Annotated in this window: 23 protein-coding genes, 1 tRNA gene and 1 pseudogene; 2 read left to right on the top strand and 23 right to left on the bottom strand. The window is 32.9% G+C overall.

Annotation, left to right across the window (positions count from 1 at the left end):
- Positions 1-2: 2 nt before the first annotated feature.
- The 7 genes from rrp41 to QZU75_RS07200 all read right to left on the bottom strand — a co-directional run bounded on the left by rrp41 (position 3) and on the right by QZU75_RS07200 (position 5,230).
- Positions 3-698, bottom strand: coding sequence for an exosome complex exonuclease Rrp41 (rrp41, locus tag QZU75_RS07230; RefSeq protein WP_296882622.1), 696 nt, complete (start codon positions 696-698; stop codon positions 3-5).
- A 36-nt stretch (positions 699-734) separates the two neighbouring features.
- Complete coding sequence (rrp4, locus tag QZU75_RS07225) at positions 735-1,679, bottom strand: exosome complex RNA-binding protein Rrp4 (protein WP_296882621.1); 945 nt, start codon at positions 1,677-1,679, stop codon at positions 735-737.
- A 26-nt stretch (positions 1,680-1,705) separates the two neighbouring features.
- Complete coding sequence (locus QZU75_RS07220) at positions 1,706-2,407, bottom strand: ribosome assembly factor SBDS (protein WP_296882620.1); 702 nt, start codon at positions 2,405-2,407, stop codon at positions 1,706-1,708.
- Positions 2,408-2,438: 31 nt separating this feature from the next.
- Positions 2,439-3,236 (bottom strand): archaeal proteasome endopeptidase complex subunit alpha, encoded by a 798-nt coding sequence (psmA, locus tag QZU75_RS07215; protein ID WP_296882619.1) that lies wholly within the window; start codon positions 3,234-3,236, stop codon positions 2,439-2,441.
- A gap of 236 nt (positions 3,237-3,472) precedes the next feature.
- Entirely contained in the window at positions 3,473-3,829 is a 357-nt protein-coding gene (locus QZU75_RS07210; protein WP_296882618.1) for an Rpp14/Pop5 family protein, read from the bottom strand.
- On the bottom strand, positions 3,819-4,529 hold the full coding sequence (gene rnp3, locus QZU75_RS07205) for a ribonuclease P protein component 3 (RefSeq protein ID WP_296882617.1): 711 nt from the start codon (positions 4,527-4,529) through the stop codon (positions 3,819-3,821). Before rnp3 ends, QZU75_RS07210 begins: the two co-directional genes overlap by 11 nt.
- 71 nt (positions 4,530-4,600) lie before the next feature.
- The gene (locus tag QZU75_RS07200; protein WP_296882615.1) at positions 4,601-5,230 is read right to left on the bottom strand and encodes a zinc ribbon domain-containing protein; all 630 of its coding nucleotides are present in this window, start codon (positions 5,228-5,230) and stop codon (positions 4,601-4,603) included.
- Positions 5,231-5,415: 185 nt separating this feature from the next.
- Between QZU75_RS07200 and QZU75_RS07195 the strand changes: the two genes are divergently transcribed.
- On the top strand, positions 5,416-5,712 hold the full coding sequence (locus QZU75_RS07195; RefSeq protein WP_296882613.1) for a transcriptional regulator: 297 nt from the start codon (positions 5,416-5,418) through the stop codon (positions 5,710-5,712).
- Here the strand turns inward: QZU75_RS07195 and QZU75_RS07190 are convergent, their stop codons facing one another.
- The 8 genes and pseudogenes from QZU75_RS07190 to QZU75_RS07155 form a co-directional block, all read right to left on the bottom strand.
- Positions 5,713-6,690 carry a zinc ribbon domain-containing protein gene (locus tag QZU75_RS07190; RefSeq protein ID WP_296882612.1) on the bottom strand — a complete coding sequence of 326 codons (978 nt, stop codon included), beginning with the start codon at positions 6,688-6,690 and terminating at the stop codon, positions 5,713-5,715.
- A gap of 7 nt (positions 6,691-6,697) precedes the next feature.
- Positions 6,698-7,585: a zinc ribbon domain-containing protein gene (locus QZU75_RS07185; protein ID WP_296882611.1), complete on the bottom strand. Its 888-nt coding sequence runs from the start codon at positions 7,583-7,585 to the stop codon at positions 6,698-6,700.
- A 13-nt stretch (positions 7,586-7,598) separates the two neighbouring features.
- Entirely contained in the window at positions 7,599-9,860 is a 2,262-nt protein-coding gene (locus tag QZU75_RS07180; RefSeq protein ID WP_296882610.1) for a DHH family phosphoesterase, read from the bottom strand.
- Between the two features lie 14 nt (positions 9,861-9,874).
- Positions 9,875-10,387: a hypothetical protein gene (locus tag QZU75_RS07175; RefSeq protein WP_296882608.1), complete on the bottom strand. Its 513-nt coding sequence runs from the start codon at positions 10,385-10,387 to the stop codon at positions 9,875-9,877.
- A gap of 84 nt (positions 10,388-10,471) precedes the next feature.
- A complete protein-coding gene (locus QZU75_RS07170; RefSeq protein WP_296882606.1) occupies positions 10,472-10,837 on the bottom strand; it encodes a desulfoferrodoxin family protein in 366 nt (121 codons plus the stop codon).
- 56 nt (positions 10,838-10,893) lie between these two features.
- Positions 10,894-11,268: a Fe-S cluster assembly scaffold protein NifU gene (gene nifU, locus QZU75_RS07165; protein WP_296882605.1), complete on the bottom strand. Its 375-nt coding sequence runs from the start codon at positions 11,266-11,268 to the stop codon at positions 10,894-10,896.
- 2 nt (positions 11,269-11,270) lie between these two features.
- Positions 11,271-12,479 (bottom strand): cysteine desulfurase NifS, encoded by a 1,209-nt coding sequence (gene nifS / locus QZU75_RS07160; RefSeq protein ID WP_296882603.1) that lies wholly within the window; start codon positions 12,477-12,479, stop codon positions 11,271-11,273.
- A 77-nt stretch (positions 12,480-12,556) separates the two neighbouring features.
- A pseudogene (locus QZU75_RS07155) lies at positions 12,557-13,803 on the bottom strand (O-acetylhomoserine aminocarboxypropyltransferase/cysteine synthase family protein).
- Positions 13,804-14,387: 584 nt separating this feature from the next.
- Here QZU75_RS07155 and QZU75_RS07150 point away from each other — a divergent pair.
- Positions 14,388-15,326 (top strand): metallophosphoesterase, encoded by a 939-nt coding sequence (locus QZU75_RS07150; RefSeq protein WP_296882602.1) that lies wholly within the window; start codon positions 14,388-14,390, stop codon positions 15,324-15,326.
- A 138-nt stretch (positions 15,327-15,464) separates the two neighbouring features.
- On the opposite strand, the gene cysS is transcribed toward QZU75_RS07150, so the two are convergent.
- The 8 genes from cysS to QZU75_RS07110 form a co-directional block, all read right to left on the bottom strand.
- Positions 15,465-16,814: a cysteine--tRNA ligase gene (gene cysS, locus QZU75_RS07145; protein WP_296882601.1), complete on the bottom strand. Its 1,350-nt coding sequence runs from the start codon at positions 16,812-16,814 to the stop codon at positions 15,465-15,467.
- 31 nt (positions 16,815-16,845) lie between these two features.
- Positions 16,846-16,917 (bottom strand) — tRNA-Cys (locus QZU75_RS07140).
- 73 nt (positions 16,918-16,990) lie between these two features.
- Positions 16,991-17,365: a transcriptional regulator gene (locus tag QZU75_RS07135; protein ID WP_296882600.1), complete on the bottom strand. Its 375-nt coding sequence runs from the start codon at positions 17,363-17,365 to the stop codon at positions 16,991-16,993.
- A gap of 11 nt (positions 17,366-17,376) precedes the next feature.
- Entirely contained in the window at positions 17,377-18,084 is a 708-nt protein-coding gene (gene cysE, locus QZU75_RS07130) for a serine O-acetyltransferase (RefSeq protein ID WP_296882599.1), read from the bottom strand.
- 56 nt (positions 18,085-18,140) lie between these two features.
- Entirely contained in the window at positions 18,141-19,088 is a 948-nt protein-coding gene (cysK, locus tag QZU75_RS07125) for a cysteine synthase A (protein ID WP_296882597.1), read from the bottom strand.
- A gap of 140 nt (positions 19,089-19,228) precedes the next feature.
- Positions 19,229-19,858, bottom strand: a complete 630-nt coding sequence (gene nth / locus QZU75_RS07120; RefSeq protein WP_296882596.1) for an endonuclease III — start codon at positions 19,856-19,858, stop codon at positions 19,229-19,231.
- Positions 19,851-21,173 carry a 3-phosphoshikimate 1-carboxyvinyltransferase gene (gene aroA / locus QZU75_RS07115; RefSeq protein WP_296882594.1) on the bottom strand — a complete coding sequence of 441 codons (1,323 nt, stop codon included), beginning with the start codon at positions 21,171-21,173 and terminating at the stop codon, positions 19,851-19,853. Before aroA ends, nth begins: the two co-directional genes overlap by 8 nt.
- 116 nt (positions 21,174-21,289) lie before the next feature.
- Positions 21,290-23,425 carry a GH3 auxin-responsive promoter family protein gene (locus QZU75_RS07110; protein ID WP_296882593.1) on the bottom strand — a complete coding sequence of 712 codons (2,136 nt, stop codon included), beginning with the start codon at positions 23,423-23,425 and terminating at the stop codon, positions 21,290-21,292.
- Positions 23,426-23,436 lie beyond the last annotated feature (11 nt).

Genomic DNA, 23,436 nt, shown 5'->3' with positions numbered 1-23,436 from the left:
CACTATTCTGTAGAATACTTTTTCATTAAAGCTTCTTTTTGAAGTTCACTCACTTGACGACATCCTTCCATAGCTAAATCGATTGCTTTTGCAAATTCTTCTTCAGTTAAATCACCGTCACTTTGCAGTAATGTAATTTCACCTGTTCTAGGCATCATAGCTATAGGAACATCAGCCTGTCCTTCTTTGTCTTCCACTTCAGACAAGTCAAGTACAATTTCATCATTTACTTTACCTGCAGCACATCCTACAACAATATCTTTCATAGGAATTCCTGCATCAACTAATGCAACGGAAGCTGCTGTAATTCCTGCACAACGAGTTCCTCCTTCAGCTTCAATTACTTCTATATAAATATCAATCATTGAACGAGGATAATTTTCCAACATTAACGCTGGTCTTAAAGCATCTGCAGTAATTTTGGAAATTTCAGATGACCTTCTGTCAGGTCCTGGTCTTTTCCTGTCGTCTACTGAAAACGGTGCCATGTTATATCTGCATCTGATAACACCAGTATTAGGTTTTAATAATCTTCTGATATATGATTCTCTTGGACCATATACAGCTACTAAAATTTTATTTCCTCCAACTTCTAAATAAGCAGAACCATCTGCACGTTCAAGAACTCCTGCTTCAATTTTGATAGGACGTAATTCATTAAATTTCCTACCGTCACCTCTAATCATTTCAGACATCATATCTACCTCATTTATAATACGAAGAATCAATAATCATTATTTATTATTCAAAATAAAAGAATTATTTGAGTTATCACCATAGGATAAGGTGTTGTCCTTATTATTTTTCTTCTTTAATTCTTCAATAACTTCAGCAATATTTGGCTTATCTTCTTTTTCTTCTTCTTGTTCTTCAGCTTCAACTTCTTCTTCAGCTTCTTTTTCTTTTTCTTCCAATTCTTCTTGTTCTAATTCTTCTTTAAAATTTTGAAGTTTAGGTTTTTCCAAAACAAATTCCTCTTCTTCTTGAGGTTCTTCTTCAGGTGGCAATTCACCATCGATAGCAAGGTATAATTTGTTTTTAATCTTATTAGTTAAACCAGAAGTATGAGCCTCAGCTTCAATTAAATGAATAATATTTCTGGTAAGCTGTTCCATGTCTTCGTCTCCTTTTACCCAAACGAGACCGTTTTGACCAACGACGATTTTACATTTTGTCTTATCTTTAATCATGTTGATCATAGAACCTTTTTTACCGATTAGTCTAGGAACTTTAGTTGGAGCAATATCTACAATAATTCCTCCTTTAAATTTACCCATTCCTCTTCCTTTTAAACCAAGTTTTGCCTTTTTGATTTCATCAACATCGACAACTCTTAAAAATAGAACATCCCCAACATCATATACTTTGTTGAGTTCTTTTTTCTCACGACCAAACACTTCAAAAGCAGGTAAAATTCCTGAATACGGTGAATTAATGTCAACATCCCACATTGAGAACCTGACATCATTGATTTTACCTATTACAACATCTCCTTTTTTAGGAACATATTTGCTTTTCAAAGGAATAACTCTGATTTTTTTATTCCTTAAAGAAACAAGTCCTATTAAAGAAGAGCAAACTTTACCATTTTCTTTAAAGGTACCTCTTCCTGAATAGTATTCCTCGTCAGCCAATATCTGACCTGGAATGACTAAATCTTTATTTTCCACATATATCATAATAATCCCATAAGTATAATTAATTATTATTTAATAGTTCTAGTTTCTGCTTCTCCACCAGAAATTTCAGCCATTTTAGCAGCAAAAGAGTCTTGAAGACCACCAGGCATTTCAATAATACCAATCCAAGAGCCGTCTTGTTGCCATTCTTCATTAATTATTTCACCGAAACCATGGATTACAGAATAAGCACCACCTGCTGCAGATCCAGGGAGTCTAACAGCAACTTTAACTTTTTCAAATCTGATTGGAATAAGTGGCTTTATCGCTTTTAGAGCTGTTTGAACTTGTTGATCTACAGAAGTAAACGGATCAAATTTAACGCGAGCCTCATCACAAGCATTTTCAATTCTTTGGACAGGATGAGGAAGACCATTTTGAGGATTAATAGCTTCCTTAGCTATTTTATTAATAACCAGTTTTCTTTTATCCTCTTGCATCTTTCTTTTTTGATCGGCAGTTAATTGAACAGTTCCTTTTTCAAGTATAACTTTAGAAACTTCAATAGGATCAGTAGTTTCAAATATTTTATTCATAGCTTCATCAGAAGCCTTGTCTCCTTTTTTGGAGTCTTTGAAAATTTCTTCAACAGCTAAAAGATCTTCAATGGCAACATCTGGACCATCAGGATTCCTATAATCAGCTGCTAAATCAGGGTCAACCAATATTTCAAAATGTTCACCACAATATTCATATTTAGCGATAATAGCTTCATCAACATTGACCATTGAAACATCCCCTAACTAGTAATTAAAATAATTATTCTTCATCTTCTTCAGAATCATCTTCAGAATCTTCTTCAGAATCTTCTTCTTCAGTCTCTTCTTCTTCCTCTTCTACAAGCACTTCATCAATGTATTTTTGTACTTCTTCATGAGTGAGTTTTACATATTTTTCATCACTGCATTTAATAACAGCTATTTCAACATTGTTTGAAGTAGTGTCATGATCAGTAGCTTCATTGATTGCAGTTAATGCTAATTCAATAGCTCCTTCAAGAGTTAAATCATCACTATATTCTTCTTCAAAAATATCCATAGCAGCAGCTCTGCCTGAACCGATAGCAGTAGCTTTATATTCAATTAATGCTCCACTTGGGTCAGTTTCGAAGAGTTTGCATTTTCCATCATATACACCACCGATGATTAAAGCAGAACCGAAAGGCCTTACTCCACCGTTTTGGGTGTATAACTGTAACATGTCACATAACTTTTTAGATAAGCTGTCAACACGAATTGGTTCGCTATAGGTTATTTTATTGATTTGAGCTTCAACTCTTGCTCTTTCAACTAAAGCTCTTGCATCTGCTACAAGACCTGAAGTAGCTGCACCGATATGTTCATCTATTTTAAATATTTTTTCAATAGATGATGCTTCCACTAAATTGGAAGTGGTTCTTTTGTCGACAGCTAAAATAATTCCTTCAGAACATTTTACACCTATAGATGTAGTTCCTCTTTTAACAGCTTCTCTTGCATATTCTACTTGGAAAAGTCTTCCATCTGGGCTAAATACAGTAATAGCTCTATCATATCCAGCGTTTTGTAAAGGTTGCATAAATAATACCTCATATATACAAATTTTATATAAATATTAAAATTTTAATTCGACTACATACAAAAAAATATTAATTCAAAATCAAAACCAAATCTCCATGAAAAGGCAATTTTAATTTTAATCACTACACAGTAGTTTATTAAAATATTTTTTTATTCTCTATTCCATAAATCCAATTGATATTTATATTAATATATTATTTATAAAGTTTTCTATTTTAAACTTACAAAAAGTAATTAAATGTATTTGTGTGAACCGCTTATGGTTCCGGATAAACCTACAGTAGTAATTGCAATTCGGGAGTTATTGAATTTTGTGGCAAGAGCCAGTGATGATCTGACATCATCAACAAAATCCCTTTGACACCTCACAATAGCCTTATATGTATAGAATTCATCATTACTTTCAATTTCATAAAATTTCATGACCCACAAATTGAAATTGGCGGTATTTGCCTCACCCTGAAAGCGAATGCATGCATCCCACACACATGTAACCAGTTCATCTTTGGAGAAGGGGGAGGTTATTTTAATCTCAACTGTCAGATATCTGTTGTTTTTCCTAAGAGTAGGAGGTAACACTTTAAGCTTCATCAACAACCCTCCTTACACCTTTCAATATAAGGGCTTTCCTATTTTCATTGAATTTTAAAATGTTTTGAGCAGTGCTGAATGATTTTTCAATCTCATTTGCTGTCAAACCTGTCTGCTTAAATAAAGCCACGAAATCATGAGTTGTCCTAATATCAAAAATACTTTCAGCACGACTTGATAATAATAAAGGAAAATCAAATTTCCTATACAAAGTATAGATATCTTTAAAATTAGAAATGACTTTAGCTCTAGGTGCTAAGTAAGATTTTAAAACATCTTTAAAGCATAATTCTACAGCAACATTATTATTTACAGCTTCTTTAGCTAAAACATGATTAAGACCGCTGTCATATCTTCTTAAATACGGCCTTGATAAAACATCAATTTGAATATTTTCCAAAACATTGCGGTTGACCTTTAAATCACCACCAACAACAGAAATGCATGAAGATTTTTTTCTGAATTTACGCGCAATTTTTCTAATCTCAGATACATTGTTTGATTTAATTTCTAAAGTATAATCAAAATCTATTATATCTTCCAAACTCTCAAAAAGCTCAGACTTAATATCAAGAGCACCTTTAAAATCATTTTGATTATATGAAAAGTTAATGTGGTCCCATCCAAATTTGGAAGCTTCACATGCCAGAGCAACATTATCTTCAAGGCTGCCCCCTTCAATATTTAAATCAAAAAACATAGTAGATAATTTATTATTTTAAATATTAATAATTTGTCTAAAAAAAAATAAATTAAGTGATTTGAAATCACTTATTGATATCTGTAAAATTCAACTTCCCAGCTTACAGTTTCATAGTAATCAATTGTAAATGACTCTGTAGATGATGAAGTGTAGCTGAAAGAGTCAGATCTTGTTTCAACATCACTATGTGAACCCCAATCAACTCCACCAGATTGGCCATTTGAACCAGTAACATATAAATGATTAGTTGCATAATTCTTGATTGGATATGCAGAAAGTTTTACCATTATCTGACCAGAAGGTACAGAAATTTTCTGAGAACCTGAACCTGAACCTGAATAACTACCAATAACCTCCCAGGATTTGGATTTACTACTTGAAGAGCTGGTAGATTGGGTTGAAGTAGATTCACTTTGAGAATCACCATCACTTGAATCATCATTTGATGAAACTGTTTTGGAAGAATTGTTTTCAACAGCACCATTTGAACTGCCATTTGAAGTCATAGCTCCCGCAAAATAAGCCAAACTAGCAACAAGGACAATTACTACAATAACCAAAGCAATAATTATATATTTAGTAGTATTGTTTGAGCCTTTTGGAGTAGGTGGAACTTTAACTTCACTAAATGATGCACCGCATTTCGTACAAAATTTAGCGGTATCCTTATTTTCAAAACCACAATTTTCACATTTCATATTATCAGCTTAACATATATCGCCTTAATATAAATTTTGACACAAGTTATATAATAATTTTTACTTATTTTATTCAAAATAAGCAAATTGAATTGAAAATCAGTTAACAGGTGAGTAACATAATTATATCAAACTAATAAAATGGTATAAAACATTTTATAGTATAAACGATATAATATTCTATTATGTCAGACGAATACGACGAGCTTTTGAAATTAACTTCTTATGTTCAAATTTCAAAATATAGAGAAAAAACTTTAAAATCAATCGGAGATGAAGTTAAGATACCAACTCACATCGCTCAAGACAGTGGAATTAGAACTAATCATATTTCAAAAGTTCTAAGCGAACTTAAAAGTAAAGATATTGTTGAATGTATTAACGAAGAAGCTCGTAAAGGAAGATTATATCGTTTAACAGATACTGGAAAAGAGGTTTTGGAAACCATAGAACAAAAAGAACAAAAACAAAAAGATAAATAATTAATTTAATTCTATACTTCTTTTTATTCCTTCTAATTCTTCTCTTACACTTTCTTTCGAAGCTTCTCTAAAAATATCATATAACACTTTAAGAAGTGTCTTATTTTTTATACTTAAAGGCAGACAATCATCAGTTTCGGTTAAAATTGATTCATATGTAGGTTTGGTTAAATCCTTTCTATACTGAATTTTTATTTCTTCTCTTAAATCTTCATCAATGTAATTTTCTAGATAAACAATGATTTCGTTTGCAAAGGTGTTTCCAAAAATTACCATTGCATTCAATGATTCCTTGTCAATGGTGAGATTTTTAACTAACATATTATAGGAACCATAATTCTGATAACCGAACGGAATAAATCTGCCTTCGACAGTATGAGCACAATATTCATTCATGATTTTAAACTCCTGGAGAGTCAAGAAGTACCAGATGAAACTTTGTAAAGTTACTGAAGGTTTAACATTAAATATATGACATAATACGCTTTCAATAATGGAAAACAAGAAATAGTGACCCAATTCATGTATGATTGTTGCAATCTGTACCGAATCATCTAAACGGTCATCATAATAAATGCAGTTTCCAAGGAAAATGTAACCTCTTTCATAACCTCTTGCCTTAGTCTGGCATTCAGTAAATGCACTGGCAAAATTAAGAATCTTATTTTTAGTAGTATCACCGTAAATTTCGAGATAATCAGCCCTGACAAACAGCTTTGAAACAATACGCATATATTCCTCATCGCTTATTTCAGCATTTAACAGCAAATCATGATTATAATCACTGAATAAAGTATCAAAATCATCAATAGAAATAGGGTTTATTTGTTTTTCGCACTTTACACAATGAGTGGCATTATCCAAATTAGTTGCACCGCAATACGGACAGACATGTTCGATTGTCAGTTTATTGCCACAGTGAGTGCAATAGCTGTTTTCCTTAAGGCTTAATGTTCCGCAAATATCACAGATTTTCAATTGATCACTACCTGAATAATCCTTTTAATGATTTGACAGTATTATTAACAGAATTTTTACGCATGAATGCTCTTTTAATATTTTTTCCGCAATTATGACAAAAATCTGAATCAAAATCCAATATTTCACCACAGGAGCATATTATTCGAGTATATATTGTTTTTTGAGGATTCAATGGCCTCTCACAGTTATGGCAGAATTTACTTCCCTTAGGATTTTTTTCACCACATATGCAAAGTACAACAGAATCCATCCTGTTTAAATTTTTTCCGCATTTGATACAATAATCCGAAGTGGCTTCATTGATTGTAGAACAGGTACATAAAATAGAAATATCATAAGATTTTCCATAATTAATCAATGGAAGACCGCAATTCCTGCAAAAATGGGAAAATTTTTCATTTTCCTCACCACAGAAACAGAATACAGAATCTGTGAATTCCAAATTGAAATTACTGTAATTATTATCTTCAATAATAGTAGGAGTTTCCTTTAATTGCTTCCCGCACATTTCACAAAAAGCGTTTTCATGGGAATTTATTGCACCGCAGTCACATAAAATATTATCCATGGAAAATTGAGGCTTTGATTTGTTTTTTATTAATTTTTCAAATTTGCTGTGATTTCTTTTAGCTCCGCACATATCACAATATTCATTGTCAGCCTCATTTAGATAACCGCAGGAACATATGTCATATTTAAAATCCTGCCTATCACTATCAATATACGGTGAAAAATCTATATCAAAATCAAAAAACCCAATATTATGGATTGGAATATCCAAAATAGGACCATTAGTTTCCATATTATGTGTTTTACTTCCGCATTTAATGCAGTAAGGTTCATTTGGAAGAAGTTTATGTCCACATTTTTTACAATAGTTTTCTAAAGCCATTTTTACCTATTTGCTACTTTTTTGTTAAGGATTGAATTTCTTCAACTACCTTGTACAATACTTCATCACCGAGGCCCTCAATATATTTGATGGATCCTGCACATTCGTGACCTCCACCATCAATTCCCGCCTGTGGAACTTTTTCAATCATTTCAGATACAATTTCATTAACATTAAATCCGTATTGTTCATTTACTGCATCAGTAGCTCTGAATACTCCAAAATCAGGCCCATGACCCAAAGTAACAATTGGCTTATCCTCACCCAGTTCCTTAATTACATGATCATGAACAAATCCGCATGTTTTTCCAGGAGCAGGGAATGTAAATTTATGGGCAAATTTCTCAACATCCAATAAATTGAAGTAGATTCCATTTTCAAGTTTGGTTTTCTTGATATTAGGAAGAGCTGCTCTAAGTTGAGTGTCGATTCTTTTTTGATATTCCTTATACAATGCATCAATCATTTTTTCATGCTTATCAATATTATCCACAGCCAAAATAGTGTCCATTATTCCTCTACCATTCATGAATCTTAAGAAGTAAGCTTCAAAATCAACACATTCCGCAACTTTTGCAAGATGTTCTTTGGTAAATCCTTTCTGACTGGCCAATTGAAGATACTGGAAGGTTTCACCACATTCAGAACGGTCCCCCAATGCAGCAATAGCTGGCAAATGCATAATAAGTTCTTTAACATCCGGATTGATAATATGTGCTACTTCAGTTGAAAGACAACCTGCAGTCAATTGGGAATCTCCGCCAACAAGATAAGGATTTACATGCGTATCAACATATTCATCAACCGCAACAGTTGCACCATATATTTCACCGTCCCTCTCATCTTTTGTGATTAAATCACCCGGAGAGTGATGGTCAATTACAACAACTTCAATATCATAGATTTTAGCCTGCATCAATGCTACTATATCCTCTTCAGTTGATCCATTATCCAAAAGAACAATTAAAGGTAATTTTTGACCATGTCTTTCCTGGTCTTCCAAAGCAAAGGACAAGTCTTTTACAACATCTTCAAGTTCATAAAATGGTGCTTTACTTGGAGAACGTTTAAAATAATAATATTCAGCATCATTGCTTGGATTAACCTTCTGAATTAAAGGAACAATAGCTTTTTCCATTGCAACACCAGAACATATTCCGTCAGCATCATTGTGATGTCTAAGTAAAATTGTTCTTCCATCAAGTATGGCCCTTCTGATTTTTTGAGCAGCTTCATACATCTTAGGTCTAAGCCTGTTTAAAACATCACTTTTGACTAAGAAATCAACATCTTCAGGTTGAGCTCTTTTGTTTAATGCATCGTCTATTAATTTTAATAACTTTTTAGTATTTTCTTCACTAAGTTTTGTCATTGAAGATGACTCAATTTGAGTTTTTCCACTATGTTCGTTGACCTCACCGATTACCTGAACTGCGTCACCAACGTCGATTTCAGGATATGACCTTTCACCTGCCTTATCAAAAGCAGCTATTTCTGTAGTGCCACTTTCATCACTGATAATAAATATGGTAGGCCCTGAAGTCTGTTGAACCTGCTGGACTTCACCATCGATTCTAACAATTTTTCCTTTTTTCTCTTCAAGCTTGCCTATTAAAGTTCTTGGAATTGATTTGGTTAATCTTTTAAGATTATATTTTTCCACATAAGCAGGTGCGAAATCAATTTTGCCTTCCCTTGATTTGATAGCAGTTATAAATACAATAATTTCTTCACCTACATGATATCCGGATACATCTCCCCTCATAAGTCCCCAAACATTATTGTTCAAAGTAACGAATGCACCATATTTTTCAATTCTAGTAATCTTTCCTTTGTATAATTTGTCTTTATCGATATCCCTCATTTTACATAGGGAATCTAAAATATAAACATCCCTTGCTTGATTTTGACGAGCTACATATTCATCATGCTTCATTTTTTCAACCTTTCTTTTTTCATTACATTCAGAACAGATATCTTCATTTTCATCAATTATTTTTCCACAGTCTCTGCACACATTGACCTGTCCGGTTCCGTTACAGTGAGGGCAATCTTCAAAGACTTCCACCTGCCCTTTTCCATTACATACTTCACATGGAATGTCCTGATCTGAACCTAAATCAAATTTTGCTTTTGCTTTACTGTTTACTCCTTTAAAATGACTTCCTACATCAAATAAGTCTTCTTCATACCCGGTTCCACCACAGGCATCACATTCTTTATAGTCCACCACAACTGAACCTATTCCTTTACATTTTGGACAATTAGTTTTCAATTTAAAACCTCATTTTAGATGTTAAAATCTTGTTTAAATAAATCTGAATTATTTTGAACTATGGAATCTCTTATATTTTGATATTCTACTGCCTGATTCATCAAATCATTTGCCTGATTAGCATAATTTGTGCCTGTATAATTTGAATGAATTTTAAAACTTTCAATGGCTTCCTCCAGTAAACTTACAGCTTGAAGCTTAAATTCCACTTCGCTAATAACATTATCGATATATTTACTGTGAACATCATTTATATCAGGAGAATTATTTCTAATTTTATGTAACGTTTTTAGACTACTGTTAAAATTATCTCCTGCCGATTCCGCTTTTTCCATTGCTTTAGAAAAACGTTTACTGTTTACCAAATCAACAGCCTCATTATACTCACTATCACCAGTTACAATGCCATCACTAATTATGTGCATTGATTTATTTACATCATCTGTCGAACTTTCAACAAAAATAACGGCTGCTGAAATTAGAATTAAAACAGCAATAAAAATTATTAATTTAATATAACTAGACACGATATATATTATTTAAAAACAAGTTATTAAAATTTTTCATGAAAAAAAAATAAAAAAAAAGAAGTTTAAAACTAAATTTTAAACTTATTCACTAGACCAGAGTCCATGTAAATTACAGAATGCTAATGCAACAACATCATCAGTTGAGTTAACAGTGAAGGTAGCTTCTGCAACATCTCCTGGTTTGAAGGATTTTACGAATTGTTCACCGCCAGCTTCAATAACTAAAAATTGGATGTAATGGTCATCATCCATTGGGTGAGCTGCTTCTCCAACTTTAGCAGTTACTTTGTTACCATCAATTTCAACTACTGGTTTGTGTTTTGGAGCTTTTTCTCCTTCAGTTTGGACAGGAATATTGAGCATGTGTGTATCACATGTGTCGCCATCGTCTTCAACTAAAACTTGGATAATACTTCCACAATCATCACATTTTAAAATTTTTGCCATAATAAAACATCTCCTTTAATAAGATAATGATAATTTATTTAACAAAGTATATATTATTATTGATTGTTTTCTTTATAGTTTTCAATTGCAGCCTGAAGTCCGTCTGCTGCAAGATTTGAACAATGCATTTTAATTGGTGGAAGACCGTCTAATTCTTCTGCAACATCATTTCTGGAAATTTGCAGTGCTTCATCTATTGTTTTTCCAACAGCAATTTCAGTAATCATACTGCTGGTTGCAATAGCAGCTCCGCAACCAAAGGTCTGGAAAGAAATATCTTCAATAACTTCATCATCATTAACTTTGATGTAGATTGTCATCAAGTCTCCACAGGTTGGGTTTCCAACTGTTCCAACACCATTTGCATCTTCCATCATTCTACAGTTTCTAGGATTTGCAAAGTGGTCCATAACTTTTTCTGAATAATCCATAATTAACACTTCCTACAGTTATCTTCATGCTTTCTACACATTATATTATCATAATCGAGTTCCTGATTCCACAACGGTGACATTTGTCTTAATCTTTTAACTGATTCTGCAACAATACCTACAAATTCATCTACATCAAAATTATCACTTTCAGGAGCAAGTGATATTCTTAGTGATCCGTGAACATCTACAGGGTCTAAACCTAATGCGGTCAGTACAGGTGATGCTTCCAGAGTATTTGATGAACATGCAGAACCTGTTGAAGCCTGATATCCTTTAGCATCCAATAAAAGAATTAATGATTCACCTTCAATAGCCTTAAATCTGAAGTTAACAAGGTTTGGCAATCTTGTCTCTTCATCACCATTTAAGTATGCTTCAGGAATGGTGCTCAATACCTTATCAATAAGTTCATCACGAATTGAGGATAATTTTTCATAATGTTCATCCAATTGATTGGCAGCTAATTCGCAAGCTTTTCCAAACCCAACAATTCCAGGAACATTTTCAGTTCCACCTCTGATTCCTTTTTCCTGTCCTCCACCGTGAATGAGTGGTACGACACGGGTTCCTTTTCTGATGTATAATGCTCCAACACCTTTTGGACCATTAATTTTATGTGAAGATAAAGCAAGTAAATCTATATTTAATTTCTCAACATCCACATCTATTTTTCCGAAACTTTGTACTGCATCAACATGGAATTTAATTCCATTTTCACGTGCAATTTTACCTATCTCTTCAATAGGCTGGATTGTACCGATTTCATTGTTTGCATGCATTACACTAATCAAAATAGTTTCATCAGTAATAGCTTCTTTTAAATCTTCGATTTCAATTATACCATTTTCGTTTACCGGCAAGTAGGTTACTTTAAAATCAAGAGATTCCAAAAATCCTAAAGTATTTTTAACAGCAGGGTGTTCAATATTTGTTGTAATAATATGTTTTCCCTTTTTCTGCAGTTTAAATGCAATACCCTTGATTGCAAGATTGTCGGATTCTGATCCTCCGCTTGTGAAATAAATTTCTTCAGGTTTTGCATTAATTGCATCAGCCACTCTTTTACGAGCTAATTCCAATGCCTTTTTGGATTCACGACCATATCCATAAAGAGTTGAAGGGTTTCCAAACTCTTGTGTGAAATAAGGTTCCATTTCTTTAAAAACTTCCTCACTAACTTGAGTAGTTGCTGAGTTATCTAAATACATTTCTTTATCTCCCAATTGTTTTTTTTATAAAATAAAAATTTTAAAGTATATAAATTTAAAGTGATTAAAAGGTAACCTTAATCAAGGCTATCCAAAGCTTGACTAAGATCATCAATTAAATCATTAACATCTTCTAAACCAATAGAAAGCCTGATGAAATCTGGAGTTACACCGGTTGCTTCCTGTTCTTCAGGAGTTAATTGCTGGTGTGTTGTACTTGCAGGGTGAATTGCGAGACTTTTTGCATCTCCGATATTTGCAAGTATAGAGAATAGTTCTAACTTTTCAATTACTTTTCTTCCTGCTTCTTCTCCACCTTCAACACCAAATCCTAAAATACCTGCAAAATGATCTTTTAAGTACTTTTTATTGATTTCATAGGTCGGATGAGATTCAAGTCCGGGGTAGTTTACCCATTTAACTTTAGGATGTGATTCCAAGAATTTAGCTACTTTCAATGCATTTTCAGAATGTCTTTTTACACGTACATCCAAACTTTCAAGACCTTGTAAGAAAATAAAGCTGTGTACAGGAGCTTGAGTAGCACCCAAATCTCTTAAGAGTCTTGCTCTTATTCTTACAGTAAATGCAAGGTTTCCGAGTTCAGGAACATCACCGAATGAATCCCAGAATACTATACCATGATAACTTGGATCTGGTTTTGTGAAATTGTTAAATTTACCATTTCCCCAGTTGAATTTACCTGAATCTACAATATATCCTCCAACTGCAGTACCATGTCCTCCGACATATTTGGTTGCTGAAGCTGCAATAACATCTGCACCATGTTCCAATGGTCTTACAAGACCTACACCAACAGTGTTGTCCACAATTAAAGGAATATCATGAGAGTGTGCAATTTCTGCTAATGCTTCAAAGTCAGGTACATCCAATTTTGGATTTCCAATTGATTCAACATATATTGCCTTTGTTTTTTCATCAATTGCATCTTCAAAAGCCTGCAAGTCCTGTGAGTTTACAAATTTGACTTCTCTTGCAAGATCTTTGAAAGTGTAATTGAATAATTGATAAGTTCCACCATAAAGGTTGTCAGCAGATACTATGTTGTCTCCAGGTTCAGTTACATTTAAAATTGCATATGAAATTGCTGCAAGACCACTAATACATCACTGGTAGGGTTTGTTAATCTGGAATAAATTTGTCCAAATTCTTGAAGGGCGAATCTTCTTGCAGCCTCATCTGAGTCTTTAAATACATATGAAGTAGTTTGATAAATTGGAACCGCCTGAGCCCCAGTTGCGGGGTCTGGAGTTTGTCCTGCACGTACACCTAAAGTTGCTAATCCATAATTTTTATTAGTCATTAAATATCACCTTAATAATTTGATTTCAGTAAAATATATCACGTGTTATATTCACTATATAACAATAGTTATTTTTTATATATAAATGTTTGGGTAAACCTAAAAAATAAATTATAACTTATGTTATACAACAATAACATATGTTATTTTAGTATATAAACATTGTTATATTTGTAAAAAATTTATGCCATAACTTGAAACTTATCATTAAATCATAATGTCCAAAAAAACCAAACATTAAATGTAATGCGATATAACCCTCTACACCCATATAACTTTTACCCTTTTATTTTTAAAGATTGGAAAGTTAAATTAAGTTTTAGTTTTGTATAAAACAACCACCTTAACAATTATATAACTAATTTTATCTAAATACAATTATGAATCTCATACAATTTTTTTCATTAGGATATTATCCAGAATACTTAGTTATGGGGATAGTTTTAGGCATTTTAATTGCAACATATTCATTTTTCAGAGTGAAATATTCTCTCAATAATGTCAATTTAACAAAAAATAAGCAAATCATATTAAGCAGCATAATTGCAATTATATCATTTCTATTTTGCCTAAACATATGGTCAATGGCAGCGATATTGATATTCTATCTGTTTATTTCATCTTTAATAGCTGATTTGATAAGAATAATTCAAAAATATTTGATTAAAGAAAAACACCTGAATTTCATTCCAAAAATTCATAAAAAGGGATTGTTGGCCCTAATCTTTTTTGCAGTCATTATCCTTGGAAGTGTTTACGGAATGAACCATATTGAACTAACCGAATATAATTTAACAACAGAAAAAATTGATAATAAATCTTATTCTATTCTTTTTGTTAGTGATGTTCATTATGGGACTGTACAGAGTACCAAATTGGTGAAGGACAGCATTTCAAAAATGAATAATTTAAAACCAGATATCGTTGTTTTGGGTGGAGACATTGTTGATGAGAGAACTACCAAAGACAGCATGGAAGAAATATTTGAGGAATTGGGAAAAATTAACTCAACATATGGAACATATTACATCTTTGGAAACCATGACAGACAACCTTATACAACGGACTATGTAAATGGAAACAGAACATTCACAGATAGTGACCTAAATCAATCCATTGAAAAAAATAAAATAAAAATATTGAATGATGCCAAGGTCACCATCAATAATGACATTGTTTTAGTTGGAAGAAGCGATGCAGAATGGGAAAATTCAGTTAACAGAATGGATGTGAATGAAATTTTTAATGAAAGTGATTTATCCAAATATATTGTAGTATTGGACCACCAACCTGTTGAATATGAAAAAAATGCTCAAGAAGGTGTTGATTTGCAGCTTTCAGGCCATACACATGGTGGACAACTATTTCCCTATGGAATGATATACGATTTAACCGGCCGTTTAAACTATGGAGAGTATGAAATTGGAGATATGAAACAAATCGTATCATCCGGTTTGACAGGATGGGGATGGCCTATGAGAAACGAAGCAAAATGCGAGTATGTGTTAATTAATATCAATTAATCGCTTCGTTTATAACCGATAGGGTATTAAAAACCATTATTTTTCAATTATAGGCATTATAACTTATGAAAATAGCCAAAATTAAAAAATGTTAAAAATAAGTTACATCATGCTTTGAAAAAAAAGGGAAAAATATCCCTAATCATTAATTTCATAGCCTAAAGACTGTAGACCATCACGGATTTTATCAGATAAATCATATTGCTTGTTAGCTCTTAGTTCAGATCTTACTTCTGAAATCAAATCAAGCAAATCATCAGATCCTGCATTAACGTCTTCAGTCTCAAAACTGACACCAAAAATATGAGCAGCATCATCAAGGAATGCTTTGATAGCTATTTTATCATCATCAGATAAATTATCCAAATCATTTTTGGAATCATTGATTAATCCGAATATTGCCGCAATAGCTTTTGGAGTGTTAAAATCATCATCCATACTGTCAAAGAATTCTTTACTCCATTTAGCTAAAACCTCATAGTCACTACTGAATTCTTCTTCCACTTCAACATCTAAAAGATCATAGTATTTTCTAATCCTGTCTAAACTTCTTTCAGACTGGTGGAGTGAATCTTTGGAAAAGTCTATTGGACTTCTGTAGTGAGTTGAAAGTACAAAGAATCTGAATGTATCCGGTTCGTAGTTTTCAAGCAATTCACGAATGGTAATGAAATTATGGAGTGATTTTGACATTTTTTCTCCATTGACATTTAAAAATCCAGTGTGCAACCAGTACCTTACCATTGGAGATTTTCCACTTACAGCTTCCATCTGTGTAATTTCAGCCTCATGGTGAGGGAATATTAAATCCAATCCTCCACCGTGAACGTCATACTGTTCTCCAAAGTAGTATTCGGTAATAGCTGTATCTTCAATGTGCCATCCAGGTCTTCCGTCTCCCCATGGAGAAGGCCAGGTAGGTTCATCTACGTCTTCACGTTTTTTCCACAATGCAAAATCTTGCTGATTTTTCTTGGTGGTTTCAGCTATTTCACGATGAGATTCCAACTCTTCAACATTCCTGTTTGATAATTTTCCGAATTCATCAAACTTATCAATTTCAAAGTAAACTCCATCTTCAGTTTCATATGCAAATCCTTTATCTATTAATCTTTGAATCTGATCTATGATTTCAGGCATATGGTCTGTTGCTCTTGCAAACAGATTGACACCGTTGACATTCAATTTATGCATGTCTTCACGGTATCTTTTTTCAAACTTGCGTGAAAGAACATCAGCAGGAATTCCACTTTCCTTTGAACGGTTGATGATTTTATCATCTACATCAGTTACATTCTGAATATAAAAAACAGCATATCCTTTAAATTCCAAATATCTTTTTATTGTGTCGAAAGAAATGTATGTTCTTCCATGTCCAATGTGAGCATCATCATAAACAGTTGGCCCGCATACAAATAAGTTAACCCTATTTTCATTAATAGTTACAAAATCCTCTTTACTACGAGTTAAAGTTGAATAAATTTCCATAAAAATAAACCTCGAAAAAAAGTAATATAAAAGGCAAGTGAGGGATTTGAACCCCCGTATTATGGTCTGCAGCCACACACCTAAGCCACTCGGTAAACTTGCCATTAAAGTATAAAGTATAATAAAATATTGGTAACTAATATCTTATATACTTTACTATTTTTTCTATAATTTTACTATTTTGCTTCTGACCCTAAACAAGATCGACAGTCATCACCAAGATCAGATTTGTCAATGTTGAGTTGTTCTAACACATCAATTGTTTTAACATTTTTGCAAATATTACATGTGCGTGGAATTAAATCAGCTTTTGTAGCTTCACCCTTGGATAACTGGCTGGCAAATTCATGAATCATTGCCCTTACATCATCATCAAGTTTTATTCCACTGCCCCGTTTATCAGTAATGTACTGGGAAACCGCAGGTTGAGTAATATCCATCAGTTCAGAAACATCCTTTTGTTTCATTCCTAAATTCAAAAGTTCTTTTGCCAATTCTGATCTAATAGCCGGTATAACATACCAAACTACAATTTCACAAGGTGGTTTCATAAAAATCCCTTCTATTTTTTAAATAAATCCTCTAAATCTTCTTGTTCATCCCTTATATCTTCAGCGAGACAAATTTCGTTTTTATCATATAAAATTTGAATATGCTTATCAGTTTGTTGGAGATGTTTTTCAAGAGTTCTAATTGCATCAGCAACAGGATCTGGAAGTTTACCATGGTCTAAATCCACTACTTCGTGACGTACACCTTTACGTTTAACAATTCTACCCGGAACTCCAACACAAGTTGATTCAGGAGGCACATCTTTTAAAACAACTGCTCCAGTACCGATTTTAGAATATTCTCCTATAGTAATATTCCCCATTACTTTTGCACCAGCTCCGATAATGACTCCCTTTTCAACAGTAGGATGCCTTTTAGTTTTTTCAGTACTTGTTCCTCCAAGAATTACCCCTTGATATAACAGTACATCATCACCAACTATTGCTGTTTCACCAACAACAACACCCATACCATGGTCTATAAAAACTCTTTTACCAAATGTTGCACCAGGGTGAATTTCAATACCTGTAAGAAATCTAGCCAGATTTGAATTCATACGAGCTAAAAGCTTTAAAGAATGATTCCATAGCCAATGACTAACTCTATGCATTAATAAAGCATAAAATCCAGGATAACATAAGAAAATCTCTAATGTAGACCTTGCAGCGGGATCCTTATCTTTAATAGCTTGAATTTCTGCTCGCAAATTTTTAAACATTGATAAACCTCAGATTATACTTATGAATTTATAACATATAGTATAAATAATTATTCTTATTCAAATAACCAATCAACAGAGAGATATCTTTCACCATTGTCAGGTAAAATTGCTATTATCCTTTTTCCTTTATTTTCTTCTTTTTTAGCTAAATCCAAAGCAGCCCAAGTTGCTGCTCCTGATGAGATACCGGAAAAAATACCTTCCTTTTTAGCAAGTGCTAATAAAGTATCACCTGCATCTTTATTTTCAACTGGAATAATCTCATCGATTACGCTTGCATCATAAATTGACGGAACAAATCCTGCACCAATACCTTGAATTTTGTGAGGTCCTTTTTCACCTTTTCCAAGGGTCTGTGAATCTTTTGGTTCGACTGCAACAATTTTTACACCAGGAACTTCTTCTTTTAAGACTTTACCAATTCCAGTAATTGTTCCTCCAGTTCCAACACCCGCAACTACAATATCAACATTCCCATCAGTGTCTCTTAATATTTCCTGAGCAGTAGTTTCTGCATGGATTTCAACATTGGCAGGGTTGTCAAATTGGCCTAAAATAATGGAATCAGGAGTTTCTTCATTCAATTCATTTGCTTTTGCAATAGCTCCACCCATTCCATCTGCACCAGGAGTTAAAACCAGTTCAGCACCTAAAATACTTAAGAATTTTCTTCTTTCAACAGACATTGTTTCAGGCATAGTCAATATTAATTTATAACCTTTTGCAGCAGCTGCAAATGCAAGACCAATACCGGTATTTCCACTTGTTGGTTCTATGATTGTAGCTCCAGGTTTAAGTAAACCTTTTTCTTCTGCATCTTCAATCATTGCAACAGCGACTCTGTCTTTTACACTACCTGTTGGGTTGAAAGATTCGATTTTTACATCGACTTCAGCATCCAAGTCTTTTGTTAAATTGTTTAATCTTACAATTGGAGTGTTTCCAATTGCGTCAGTTACACTGTCAAGTACACCTCTTTTTAATTTTGGAACATTTACCATAATTTTATTCTCCTTATTTATTTATTGTTTTTTGCGGTATATTAAAAGGGTTATTTTGAAGTTATATAACTAATGTTATTATAACTATTGTTATATAACACTGTTTTAGTTAATAAATGTTTTGGCTTGACTAAAAAAAATTAGATATTTTCGGCAAAATAATCACAAATGTCAGTGCAGGGACATATTTCACATTGAGGAGAAATAGGTTTACAGATGTTTTGACCGAATTGAACCATCAAATCATTAAGCTTAATCCACAATTCCTCAGGAGCAATCTTGCACAATTCCACTTCAGTATCTTCAGGATCTTTTGTATCCACCAAACCCAAACGGTTTGATATTCTGTGAACATGAGTATCAACAGGAATTGCAGGAAGTTCAAAAGCAAAAACCATTACACAATTTGCTGTTTTTCTTCCAACTCCCGGAAGTTTAATCATTTCCTCAACAGTATCCGGAACTTCACCGCCATACTGGTCAATTAAAATTTGTGAAACCTCCTGAATTCTGGCTGCTTTAACATTATAAAAACCTGCAGGTCTGATTAACTCTTTAACATCATCAATCGGAGCATCAACAACAGCATAAATATCAGGATATTTTTCAAACAGATTATTGGTAGCCTGGTCGGTATTTTCATCACGAGTCCTTTGGGACAAAATGGTTCTGATTAATACCTTGTACGGATCATGGTCAAGAAAAGTTCTTATTTCAAAAACGCTTTCCAACTCTTCAATTAATTTAATTACACGCTCTTCCTTATTCATTCTTTAACTCCAATTCAAAGCCCAGTTCAGCCATTGCTTCAATAAAGTTTGGAAATGACACGTCAAAGACCTCACCATTTGTAATTTCGATGTCATGTCTAAGACCTATCAGACTGAATGCCATTGCCAGCCTGTGATCTCCATGTGAATCAACCACACCTGAGGTCACACCACCAGTAATGCTCATTCCATCTTCCCTTTCGGTTAATCTGCAGCCCAATTTTTCAAGTTCTCTGCAAGTAGTGTCAATCCTGTCGGTTTCCTTGACTCTTGCATGAGCAACACCTGTAATATTGGTAGTGCCTTCAGCCATCGCAGCCAGTACTGCAACAGTAATCAGCAAATCAGGAGCATTTGACAAATCAACATCAATGGCTTTCAGATTACCTTTAGATGCAATTTCAACATAATCCTCACCTCGAACAACAGTGGCCCCCATTTTCTGAAGAATATCCAAAATAAACTTATCTCCCTGTTTTGAATCTCTAAACAAATTCTTTATCCGGGCTTTACCGCCGTTGATTGCTATTAAAGCTAGCAAGTATGATGCTGATGAATAATCCCCTTCAACTGTATAGTCACAGGCAATATAATCTTGTTTTTTAACTTTGAACTCATCAATTCTGCAGCTTTGATGGTCCTTATCACAATTATCATGTTTTAAATAATATCCTTTTAGAAGTTTCACTCCGAATTTCCTCATTATGTCAACTGTCATGTTAACATATGGCTTGGACTTGAATTCAGGCAAAACATATAAAGTGACACCATATTTGGATAAAGGTGAAGATATCAAAATTGATGAAATGAATTGTGAACTAACATTTCCATAAATATTGGTATCACCACCAAGATAACCCGGTTTAATTAAAATTGGTGCCTTTTCATTATCGTTTAAAGATTCACATTCAACACCCAATGGATTTAGAGCACCCATCAACAGTCCCATCGGACGGGTTTTAAGTGAATCATCCCCAGTTAAGATTACTTCATTATCGCTTAATGCGGAAACTGATGTCATCAGCCTTAAGGTAGTTCCTGAATTAGCCAAATCTATTGGTTCTTGAGAAGAATTATGAAGCTTACCTCCAGTTCCAATAACCTCCAAATAATCCTCTTTTTCATTGATTTTTGCACCTAACGCCCTGCATACTCTAATTGAAGATAATGTATCTTCTGAATATAACATATCATAGAGTTTTGAAGTTCCTCTAGCCAATGATGCTAGAATTACTGCTCTGTGAGAATAACTTTTAGAGGGAGGCGCTTTTACCTCTCCGCCAATTTTTGAAATATTTTTTACCTTAAGAATCATACTAACCAACAAACGATATGATGCTTTTCATATCTCTCCAAACTTTTCTAATATAAACTTTAATTTTTTTAGTTATTTAAACTGAGGATTTCAATCATCATTAAATTATAAGACAACTAAAATATTTTTTCAACAGTTAGAATATTTTGATTATTTTCATATTTATAATCAATTTCATCTGCATTTTTTCGAACTATAGTTAAACCTAATCCTCCAATATCTCTTTGATTTGCATCAAGAGTCAAATCAGGACCCTCTTTATCTAACGGATTAAACTCTACTCCCTCATCAATAAAATTCATTATTATCCTAAAGGGGTCTTCTAAAAGTCCATATTGGATTTTTATTTCTCCTTCTTTTTCATATGCATAATTACAAATATTTACAAATAGCTCTTCAATTATTAACTCCAATTTTAATTTAGATTTCATTGAAACCCCTTTATCGTCAATGAATTCATCTATTTTTAATAAAAGTAAATCTAAATTTTCTATATTGGATTTTAAAATAATTTCTTCCATATTTAAGTCATCAATCTGATTTAATTCATCATCTCTTAAAACATTAAAGAAATTTACATCCCGTTCATCTATTAATATCCTAGGCGGTTTAACTTGAGCAGGAGAAGTTCCTCTAGCAACTTTCAATTCTTTATAGAGCAAATATGTTTCTGGTTGCAAGAAATAAAGCTCTGTTTTTCCAATTATGCTTTTTTCAATTTTATTACGTAAAACAGAATCTGTTGCACAGAAATTCTCATTCAATTTTTCCTGAATGATATCTTTTGTTACTCCTTCTGGCAAATCCTCAACTTCCATTAAATAAACATATTTCATAGGCGATGAGTCAGAATCAGCGTAAACTGAAAAATCTATTAAATCGAACCCGAAATCTTTTTCTGTTTTATATGCTGCTGCTCTTAGGTTCTCTCCGTTAACCTTCTCACCAGCCAAACATAAACATTGGTCTAACCTGTATAAAAATTCAATCATTGGAGTGTTATTATATCTTCCAGTACAACGAACGACATCTTTCATCCTGTAACGATAAAATCCTGACAGATTAGTTGTGATAACTTCATATTCTTTTCCTTCTTCTAACTTGTCCATAGTCACTATTTTACTGTAGTCACCATTATCGTCCAACGGTAAAAATTCATAAAACATGCTGTCTGGTATGAGAACAGAATTCTGATTGTTTAATTCTGTAAAAAGTGAAAATATACCTTCAGACGCAGTTAATCCGACTAATGCAAAATTAAAATCAGGACTCGTGAACTCTTTAATTTTCTTAAGATAATTTTTAAATCCTCCAGATCCGCATCCTATAAGAAGCAGCATTTTTGGCCAAATTTTAGGAACAATAGGTTCATCAAAACCTTCTTCAAATATTTTTCTTAGTTCTTCTGCTCTTTCCGGCATCGGTTCTATTTTTCCAAACAAACTTTCACGAACTTCACTAGGCATTTTTATGGATTCATCAATGGTCCCCTTTTCAATATCATTGACTAATAGTTTCCAATTGCCTTTAATGTAACGTAGAAATTCTAAAAACAAACTGACAAAACTAGTTATTGTAAATGAAATATCAGGATTGACTAATGCAAAACGTGCATGAATATAACGAATGTTAGTTCCAATACAAGGAATTAAAGCTTCAATGGGTGATGTGGTAACATCAAAGGCCATATTTCCAAAAACATCCATTAATTTACCAGAAATAGAACCATAAGTATCACCAGAAGGCAATTTGGACATAGAAAGTTCAGTTAAATTTAAAAAGGGATATTTAATCCAGTACAAACCAACTTTTTCAGCAAACAAATTAAATAGATAATCATAATTATATTTCATATTGATTTCTTGATTAAGAGATGTGGTAGGTATCCTTTTAGGGTTTCCCATTGTACCTGAAGATTTTGCATAATGAATTATTTCATAGGAGGTTAGTAAATTCTTTTCCCCATTTTCAGTCATTCTATAAATGTAATCTGCATAACTATCATAATCAGTTATAGGAACCTTTGTTTGATAGTCTTCAATGCTTTTAATGTTTGCAAAATCATATTTTTGCCCATATTCGGTATCTTCATTATCATTTATAATTTTCATTAACAAAGCCGTATTATATTTCATGGGATTCTGTGTCATGACCTCTAATGATTTACGAACATTATTTCCCTTTGAAATACAATTTAAATAAAATTGTTCTGAAAAAGATAATTCAGTAATATCAATATCGCCCAAATCCATAATTCAACCTC

Origin of the sequence: uncultured Methanobrevibacter sp. (assembly GCF_902764455.1) — an archaeon.
Taxonomy (GTDB): Archaea; Methanobacteriota; Methanobacteria; order Methanobacteriales; family Methanobacteriaceae; genus Methanocatella.
This window is presented reverse-complemented; position numbering and strand designations above follow the sequence as displayed.

Excerpts from the sequence above, each read along its gene's own strand:
- QZU75_RS07220 (WP_296882620.1), bottom strand. The coding sequence starts at position 2,407 with ATGGTCAATGTTGATGAAGCTATTATCGCTAAATATGAATATTGTGGT.
- QZU75_RS07185 (WP_296882611.1), bottom strand. The coding sequence starts at position 7,585 with ATGGCTTTAGAAAACTATTGTAAAAAATGTGGACATAAACTTCTTCCA.
- cysE (WP_296882599.1), bottom strand. The coding sequence starts at position 18,084 with ATGTTTAAAAATTTGCGAGCAGAAATTCAAGCTATTAAAGATAAGGAT.
- rrp41 (WP_296882622.1), bottom strand. The coding sequence starts at position 698 with ATGATGTCTGAAATGATTAGAGGTGACGGTAGGAAATTTAATGAATTA.
- rnp3 (WP_296882617.1), bottom strand. The coding sequence starts at position 4,529 with ATGTTTTTTGATTTAAATATTGAAGGGGGCAGCCTTGAAGATAATGTT.
- QZU75_RS07200 (WP_296882615.1), bottom strand. The coding sequence starts at position 5,230 with ATGAAATGTGAAAATTGTGGTTTTGAAAATAAGGATACCGCTAAATTT.
- QZU75_RS07170 (WP_296882606.1), bottom strand. The coding sequence starts at position 10,837 with ATGGCAAAAATTTTAAAATGTGATGATTGTGGAAGTATTATCCAAGTT.
- cysS (WP_296882601.1), bottom strand. The coding sequence starts at position 16,814 with ATGGAAATTTATTCAACTTTAACTCGTAGTAAAGAGGATTTTGTAACT.
- QZU75_RS07195 (WP_296882613.1), top strand. The coding sequence starts at position 5,416 with ATGTCAGACGAATACGACGAGCTTTTGAAATTAACTTCTTATGTTCAA.
- nth (WP_296882596.1), bottom strand. The coding sequence starts at position 19,858 with ATGAATAAGGAAGAGCGTGTAATTAAATTAATTGAAGAGTTGGAAAGC.
- nifU (WP_296882605.1), bottom strand. The coding sequence starts at position 11,268 with ATGGATTATTCAGAAAAAGTTATGGACCACTTTGCAAATCCTAGAAAC.
- QZU75_RS07150 (WP_296882602.1), top strand. The coding sequence starts at position 14,388 with ATGGCAGCGATATTGATATTCTATCTGTTTATTTCATCTTTAATAGCT.
- QZU75_RS07210 (WP_296882618.1), bottom strand. The coding sequence starts at position 3,829 with ATGAAGCTTAAAGTGTTACCTCCTACTCTTAGGAAAAACAACAGATAT.
- nifS (WP_296882603.1), bottom strand. The coding sequence starts at position 12,479 with ATGTATTTAGATAACTCAGCAACTACTCAAGTTAGTGAGGAAGTTTTT.
- QZU75_RS07110 (WP_296882593.1), bottom strand. The coding sequence starts at position 23,425 with ATGGATTTGGGCGATATTGATATTACTGAATTATCTTTTTCAGAACAA.
- cysK (WP_296882597.1), bottom strand. The coding sequence starts at position 19,088 with ATGGTAAATGTTCCAAAATTAAAAAGAGGTGTACTTGACAGTGTAACT.
- QZU75_RS07135 (WP_296882600.1), bottom strand. The coding sequence starts at position 17,365 with ATGAAACCACCTTGTGAAATTGTAGTTTGGTATGTTATACCGGCTATT.
- rrp4 (WP_296882621.1), bottom strand. The coding sequence starts at position 1,679 with ATGATATATGTGGAAAATAAAGATTTAGTCATTCCAGGTCAGATATTG.
- psmA (WP_296882619.1), bottom strand. The coding sequence starts at position 3,236 with ATGCAACCTTTACAAAACGCTGGATATGATAGAGCTATTACTGTATTT.
- aroA (WP_296882594.1), bottom strand. The coding sequence starts at position 21,173 with ATGATTCTTAAGGTAAAAAATATTTCAAAAATTGGCGGAGAGGTAAAA.